Source organism: Bradyrhizobium sp. UFLA05-89 (assembly GCF_059803475.1).
This window is the reverse complement of the sequence record NZ_JBANBA010000118.1, coordinates 23,588-30,406: the sequence shown is the minus strand read 5'-3', so window position 1 is coordinate 30,406 and position 6,819 is coordinate 23,588. Positions and strand designations below refer to the sequence as shown.

Annotated in this window: 6 protein-coding genes; all 6 read right to left on the bottom strand. The window is 63.7% G+C overall.

Features of this window, described 5'->3' with window-relative positions; translation table 11 throughout:
- Positions 1-488: 488 nt before the first annotated feature.
- Positions 489-1,319 carry an ABC transporter permease gene (locus SO139_RS38250; RefSeq protein WP_449384613.1) on the bottom strand — a complete coding sequence of 277 codons (831 nt, stop codon included), beginning with the start codon at positions 1,317-1,319 and terminating at the stop codon, positions 489-491.
- On the bottom strand, positions 1,316-2,578 hold the full coding sequence (locus tag SO139_RS38245) for an ABC transporter permease (RefSeq protein WP_449384612.1): 1,263 nt from the start codon (positions 2,576-2,578) through the stop codon (positions 1,316-1,318). The genes SO139_RS38250 and SO139_RS38245 overlap by 4 nt, the downstream gene beginning before the upstream one ends.
- Positions 2,579-2,600: 22 nt before the next feature.
- The gene (locus tag SO139_RS38240) at positions 2,601-3,650 is read right to left on the bottom strand and encodes an ABC transporter substrate-binding protein (RefSeq protein WP_449384611.1); all 1,050 of its coding nucleotides are present in this window, start codon (positions 3,648-3,650) and stop codon (positions 2,601-2,603) included.
- Between the two features lie 59 nt (positions 3,651-3,709).
- Positions 3,710-4,819 (bottom strand): ABC transporter ATP-binding protein, encoded by a 1,110-nt coding sequence (locus SO139_RS38235; RefSeq protein ID WP_449384610.1) that lies wholly within the window; start codon positions 4,817-4,819, stop codon positions 3,710-3,712.
- 256 nt (positions 4,820-5,075) lie between these two features.
- Positions 5,076-5,477, bottom strand: a complete 402-nt coding sequence (arsC, locus tag SO139_RS38230; protein ID WP_449384609.1) for an arsenate reductase (glutaredoxin) — start codon at positions 5,475-5,477, stop codon at positions 5,076-5,078.
- A gap of 191 nt (positions 5,478-5,668) precedes the next feature.
- Entirely contained in the window at positions 5,669-6,784 is a 1,116-nt protein-coding gene (locus SO139_RS38225) for a DUF2336 domain-containing protein (RefSeq protein ID WP_474802841.1), read from the bottom strand.
- Positions 6,785-6,819 lie beyond the last annotated feature (35 nt).

The following is a 6,819-nucleotide window of genomic DNA, read 5'->3' as shown; positions in this document are numbered from 1 at the left end:
CGATGCCTTCACCCCCGAGGAATGCGCCAACTACCTCAAAAATTCAGGCTATCGAACTTAATGCCATCACGCTTTAGGGCGAACGGTGCTGCTCTCACGCGCTTTTGCCGACCTCGTAAAGAACGAAGTCGAGCTCGAACGCGTCGGCGAATAACCGGCGTGCGGCTTCAACGAGCCGGTCGAGCTGTTTGCGTATCACGGTGAAAGCAGGTCTGCGGCTAGCGTTGTAGCCCGGATGGAGCGAAGCGTAATCCGGGGTTAGCTCCGCGGGCGTGATTCCCGGATTTCGCTGCGCTCCATCCGGGCTACAATTCTCCCCATTGCAGGGAGGTCGGCGTCCCACGGACCGCGATGATGCCATCGTGCCCCTGATTTGCCCGACGTGTCAAATGATTTCGTAAAATCGTAAACCACGCTCCGTCCGTCACCGGCTACTTTGCATGGGGTTGTTTTCGACATTTTTGTTTTAGGAACGCGGCTAGCGCCCCTCAGGTGCTGTTGCCCTTCAGCCGCTCGTTGCGCCGGCGCAGGCCTTCCATGGTCGCGAGCAGGATGACCGAGACGGTGGTCAGGATCACCGCCGCCGCCGTGATGGTCGGGCTGATGTTCTCGCGGATGCCGCTGAACATTTCGCGGGGCAGGGTGCGCTGCTCGGGGCCGGCCATGAACAGCACGATCACCACCTCGTCGAAGCTGGTGGCAAAGGCAAACAGCGCACCCGATGCCAGACCCGGCAGGATCAGCGGCAGGATCACGCGGCGGAAGGCGTAGAGCGGCGGGGCGCCGAGGGATGCAGCGGCGCGCGCCAGGTTCATGTCAAAGCTTTGCAGCGTTGCGCCGACCGTGATCACCACGAACGGTGTTGCCAGCGCGGTATGGGCGAGGATCAGGCCGAGATAGCTGCCGGTCAGCCCGATCGGTGCGAAGAAGAAGTAGAGGCCGACCGCGGTGATGACGCCGGGCACCACGACCGGCGACAGCACGATCGCCAGCACCAGCGGCTTGAAGCGGCTCTTCCACTGCGCCAGCCCCAGCGCGGCCAGCGTGCCGAGCACGACCGAGAGCATCGTCGCCGCGACGCCGATGATCATGCTGTTCTTCAGCGACGTCATCCAGCGCGCCGAATGGATGAACTCGTCGTACCAGCGCAAGGAAAGGCCGGGCAGCGGATAGGTGAGGTAGGCGCTGGAGCTGAACGACAGCGGCATGATCGCGAGGATCGGCGCCATCAGGAAGATGAAGACCAGCGTGGCAATGACGATGGTCGCGCCCCACGCGATGCGCTGGCTGGTGGTGCGGAGGGAAGCATCGCCGCTCAATTCTTCATTCCTCCCGTGACCTGCTGTCCCTGCACCAGCTTTCCGTAGAGGACGCCGAGCAGCAGCGTGGCGGCCAGCAGTAGCGCGCCCAGGGCCGAGGCGAGGCCCCAATTGGCGGTTTCGGTGGTGTAGAGGGCGATGAAGTAGCTCATCATCTGGTCGGCGCCGCCGCCGACGAGGGCCGGCGTGATGTAGTAGCCGAGCGCCAGGATGAAGACGAGCAGGCTTCCGGCTGCGATGCCGGGCAGGGTCTGCGGCAGGTAGATCCGCAGGAAGGCGGTGAGCGGCGGCGCGCCGAGCGAGGCGGCGGCGCGCATATAGGCCGGCGAGATCGCCTTCATGCTGCTGTAGAGTGGCAGGATCATGAAGGGCAAGAGAACGTGCGTCATCGCCACATAGACGCCGAAGCGGTTGTAGATCAGGCGCATCGGCGCATCGATGATGCCGAGAAAGCGCAAAGAATCGTTCACCACGCCATTGCTCTGCAACAGCACGATCCAGGCGCAGGTGCGCACCAGGAGCGAGGTCCAGAACGGCAGCAGCACGAAGATCATCAGGAGATTCGATCGTCCGGCCGGCAGCGTCGCCAAGAGATAGGCGACCGGGAAGCCGAGGATCAGGCACAGCACCGTGACACTGAGGCTGATGGCGAAGGTGCGGACGAAGATGTCGCGGTAGATGGCCTGATCGGGCGGGGCGGCGACGATCGCGCCGTCGACGTTGCGCGTCAGGTCGAGCGCTGCCAGCAGGTAAAAGGCGGTCACCCGGCCGCTCGCGCCCCTGATCGCCGCCCAGGTCGCGCGGTCGCGCCAGGCCGGATTGATCTTGCCGAGCGTCTCCTTGGCCGTGCCGGCTTCAGGCGGGGCTTTCAGATTGCGCGCCGTGCTGGTGAGAATGGTGCGGAAGCCGTTCACGGCGTAGTTGAGCCGCTTGGCTGCGATGGCGAGCGTCCCGGCGGCGCGCGCCGCCAGGATGTCGTCGGCCAGCGCCGCATAGGCCTTTTCGTCCGGCAGATCCTTGCCGTCCCAATCGGCTAGCGCCGTCACGGTGTGCGGCAGGACCTGACGCACCTCCCAGTCGTCGACGGCGTGCCAGAGCATGCCGGCGATCGGACCCAGGAAGGTGAAGAGCAGGAATGCGAGAAGCGGCAAGACCAGCGCCAATGCCTTGACCTGGCGCGTCCGCTCGGCCCGCTTCAGGCGGCGCTTGAGCGGCACGTCGGTTGGCGCATCGGCGCTGGTCAGGAACGCTTCCGTCATCGCTTTAAGCCCGGCAGACGCGCTATTTCGCCGCCCACTTGTTGAAGCGCTCGGTCAGGCGGTCGATGTTCTCGAGCCAGAACGCAACGTTGATCTCCGCCGCATTCTTCATATTGTCAGGCGCCGTCGGCAGGTCCTTCAGAACGGCCGGCTGGATCAGTCCCGCGGCGTCCTTGTTCGAGGTGCCGTAGGCGATGTTCTCCGACAGCTTGGACTGGTTCTCGGCCTTGCCCGCGAAGTCGAGGAACTTGTAGGCGGCGTCCTTGTTCGGGCTGCCCTTCAGGATCACCCAACTGTCGAGCGTGTAGAGCGCGCCGTCCCACACCATGCCGAAGTTTTTCTTCTCGTTCTTGTTCGCGGTGTCGATGCGGCCGTTGTAGACCGACGTCATCGCCACTTCGCCCGAGGCGAGCAGTTGCGGCGGCTGGGCGCCGGCCTTCCACCAGACGAGGTCGCCCTTGATGGTGTCGAGCTTCTTGAAGGCGCGATCGACGCCCTCGTCGGTGGCCAGCACCTTGTAGACGTCCGCCGGCGGGACGCCGTCGGCGATGAGGGCGATCTCCAGCGTGGTCTTCGGGCCCTGGCGCAAGGCGCGCTTGCCCGGATATTTCTTGGTGTCGAAGAAGTCCGCCCAGCCCTTCGGCGCTTCCTTCAGCTTGTCCTTGTCGTAGCCGAGAACGAAATCGTACAGGATGGCGCCGACGCCGCAGGGATTGACCGACGGCGGCAGATAGGCGGCCTCGCCGCCGATCTTGCTGTAGTCGATCTTCTCGAACAGGCCCTCGTCGCAGCCGACCGCGAGCTCCTCGCTCTCGACCTGGACGACGTCCCAGGTCGCCGCTCCGCCCTGCACCTTGGCGCGCAGCACGCCGATGCCGCCGTCCCACGACTCGTCGTTCATCGGGACGCCGGCCGTCTTCTTGAACGGCTCGAAATAGACCTTCTTCTGGGCGTCCTGATACGCCCCGCCCCACGATACCACGGTGAGGTCGCGCGCCTGCGCGACTGTGGCCAGAGCAACGCCGGCGGTCAGCGTCGCGGCGAATCCCAGTGCCATCTTGAGCTTCAGCATCGTCTTCGTTCCCTTCTTGTTGTGAGTTGCGTTCTGGAAAGTGTGCTGTCCCGGTTCGATTACACGGGATCGAGGGCCAGGCAGTCTTCGGGGCGGAACGTGATGGACACGCTTTCGCCCTGTCTCAAGCTGTTGTGTTCGCCCGGCTGAAGCTTGACCATGAACTCCCCGTTGCCGGCGACCTCGAGCACGGCCAGCGTGTGGTCGCCGAGATAGATGGTGCTCTGCACGGTGGCCGGCAGACGGTTCGGTCCCTCGGCCGTCGCCCCGTCGACTATAATGGAGATCCGCTCCGGCCGCACCGACAGCGAGGTAGCGGCGCCGCTGCTCGCCACGTTGACCGCCCGGGCCATGACGGAGCCTCCGGAGGCCAGCGCGACGCGGCAATATCCCTGCTCGATCGTCTCGACCGTGCCGGCCAGCACGTTGTTCTCGCCGACGAAGTGGGCGACGAAGCTGTTCACGGGGTGTTCGTACAGCGCGTCTGGCTTGTCGATCTGCTGCACGATGCCATCGTTGAACACGGCGATGCGGTCCGACATGGTGAGCGCCTCGCTCTGATCGTGCGTGACGTAGACTATGGTGATGCCCATCGTCTCGTGCAGTTGCTTGATCTCGAGCTGCATCTGCTCCCGCAGACGCTTGTCCAGGGCGCCGAGCGGCTCGTCCATCAGCACGATCTGGGGATTGAAGACCAGCGCGCGGGCCAGGGCGACGCGCTGCTGCTGGCCGCCGGACAATTGTCCGGGACGCCGCTGCGCCAGCGCCTCCATCTTGATCATGCGCAGCGCCGCGCGCACGCGCTCCTGCGCCTCCGCCTTGTTGACCTTGCGGACGGATAGCGGGAAGGCGACATTCTCCTCGATCGTCAGGTGCGGAAACAGCGCGTAGTTCTGGAACACCATTCCGATGTCGCGCTTGTGCGGCGGCATGTTCTTGATCGGCCGGTCGGCGAGGTAGATCTCGCCATGGGTCGGCACCTCGAAGCCCGCCAGCATCATCAGCGTGGTCGTCTTGCCCGAGCCGGACGGGCCGAGCAGGGTGATGAACTCACCCTTCCTGATATCGAGGTCGAGGTTCTTCACGACGAGGTGCTCGCCGTCGTAGGTCTTCTGGATGCCGGAAAAGCGCACTAAGGCCGTCGCGGTTGCGGTCATGGCGCCTTCCATGCTGTCCTCCCGTCTGCTGATGAGCATTGAGCCGGGACCATTATCAAGGGTACGTCCACCCGTGGCAGTGACCGTTGGAGACGGTCATCGAAACGTCTTTGCCGTTCGCCATGCGCAGCGATTACTCCGGGAAACGTGACAAGGCAGCGGACGGAGCGCAGTCAGCACCTCGTCCAAGGTCGGACGGGAAGCTTAGCATCCTACGAGGAGAATACCAGCGGCGGAAGCCGCCTGGGCTGCGCGAAGCGACCGAAGGCTAGCGCGGCTCGACCACCTCGCCGTCTTCCTTCACGAAACGTCCCACGGGATTGTCCAGGAGATCGATCACGGCCTCCGAAGGTCGGCACAACCGCGCGCCGTTTGGCGTCACGACGATGGGACGGTTGATGAGAATGGGATGCACCACCATGAAGTCGAGCAACTGGTCGTCCGACCATTTCGGGTCGTCCAGGCCGAGGTCCCGATAGGGCGTACCCTTCTCGCGCAGGAGAGCGCGGGGCGAAATTCCCATCGCTGCAACCAGCTCTTTGAGCCGTTCGCGCGACGGCGGTGTCTTGAGGTATTCGATGACGACGGGCTTGACGCCGCTCTGCCGGATCATCGCGAGCGTGTTGCGCGAGGTGCCGCAAGCCGGGTTGTGGTAGATCGTGACGGTCATCGTGGTCTCCGCGATTGCGATGGGCCGCGCATCGGCGTGCGCCCGAGCTGCCAGTTCATCAGCAGCATTCCGGAAATTGCGCCACAAAGCTTGGCAAGGATGGCAGCCGACAGGTCCGCCGGACGAATACAGGAAACTGTGCTCGTGAGCGAGCGCGCGATCGCCACTGCCGGAGGTGGACGCCTCTTAGTCTAGATCGCGTTCCGCGGCCGCTGGAAGGGGCCGCTTCCGGCTTCGTCCTTGCGGGATCGGTACAGGGTGATGATGCCTCGGCAGGCCTTGGCGTCGAGACGATGAAAATCGAGCTTCAACCGTTCGAGCTCGCCGGCCGTGATGCGATAGTTGGGCGCCCCGAGGAACAAAAGCGCCATCGCGGTCGGCCAGCAGAAATTCAAGGATTTGGCCAGGATCAGTGCAGGCTCGCGATCCCGTTCGATCAATGCACGCTCGACGATGTCGACGGGCAACGGGCACAGCAAGGATAGCGCGACGGCCGTTTCGTTGAACTTGAGCGAGTGGGCGAACTCGAAGACCTTGTCTTCGGTCAACTCGCCGCGTTCGTGCAGCTTTGCGACCGTCCGTTTGGCGGTGAAATAATCCTTTGAAGCCGGGCCGAACCTGGCGTGCACCGCGCCAGTGATGTCGACGACGACTCGGTGAATCTGTGGTCCGATGTCGGGACGCTCGCGCTCGAGCTTCTCACGCACTTCCGCGGAAGCTTTCGCGATAAGCTGATGGAACAGATGCCGGGGGATGTCCTTTCGCAGCCCGACGGATTCAGCGAGGATCGAATCTCCTTCGGAACGCCGCACCAGGTGCAGGAAGCCGGAATTCGAAAAGCTTGCACCGTTATTTGCCGCGACTGAGTTGACGACCTCATTGCCGCCGCGGACGACGAGGACGTCGGTCACGGCTTCCGGAACGGACTGTCGCTGGGAGATCGCGAGCAGATGCTGCTGGCTCTTGCTCCTGGCACAAGCGATCAAGGTCTCGGTGTCCAGCCGCTGCGATTGCCTGAGGATAGGCCAGGCCACATCGATGCAGTCGTCGGAGGCAAGCTGGTTCGTCAGCTTGTAGGGCGCATTGTTGCTGGCGGCCAATTTTCCCGCTAGCCGCGCGCGCGCCGTCGTTTCGATCTCCTGGGCGAGGCGGCCGATGATTTCGCCGAACGTCCAGATCTGATCCTCGGAATAGGTTCCGGCGATCAAGAGATCGGTCGCGTGCCACATCGCCCGCAGACAGCTCTCGGGATTTCCTTTTGCAACAGTCTCTTCCAGATCGAGCAGGAGCGATGAGGTTTCGACCATGGGGGCAACTCTCGGCTTGACAATGTTCAAAGCAA

What these genes read in the sequence shown, in the direction of transcription:
- SO139_RS38245 (WP_449384612.1), bottom strand. Translation starts at nt 2,578, where the DNA reads ATGACGGAAGCGTTCCTGACCAGCGCCGATGCGCCAACCGACGTGCCG.
- SO139_RS38240 (WP_449384611.1), bottom strand. Translation starts at nt 3,650, where the DNA reads ATGCTGAAGCTCAAGATGGCACTGGGATTCGCCGCGACGCTGACCGCC.
- SO139_RS38235 (WP_449384610.1), bottom strand. Translation starts at nt 4,819, where the DNA reads ATGGAAGGCGCCATGACCGCAACCGCGACGGCCTTAGTGCGCTTTTCC.
- arsC (WP_449384609.1), bottom strand. Translation starts at nt 5,477, where the DNA reads ATGACCGTCACGATCTACCACAACCCGGCTTGCGGCACCTCGCGCAAC.
- SO139_RS38225 (WP_474802841.1), bottom strand. Translation starts at nt 6,784, where the DNA reads ATGGTCGAAACCTCATCGCTCCTGCTCGATCTGGAAGAGACTGTTGCA.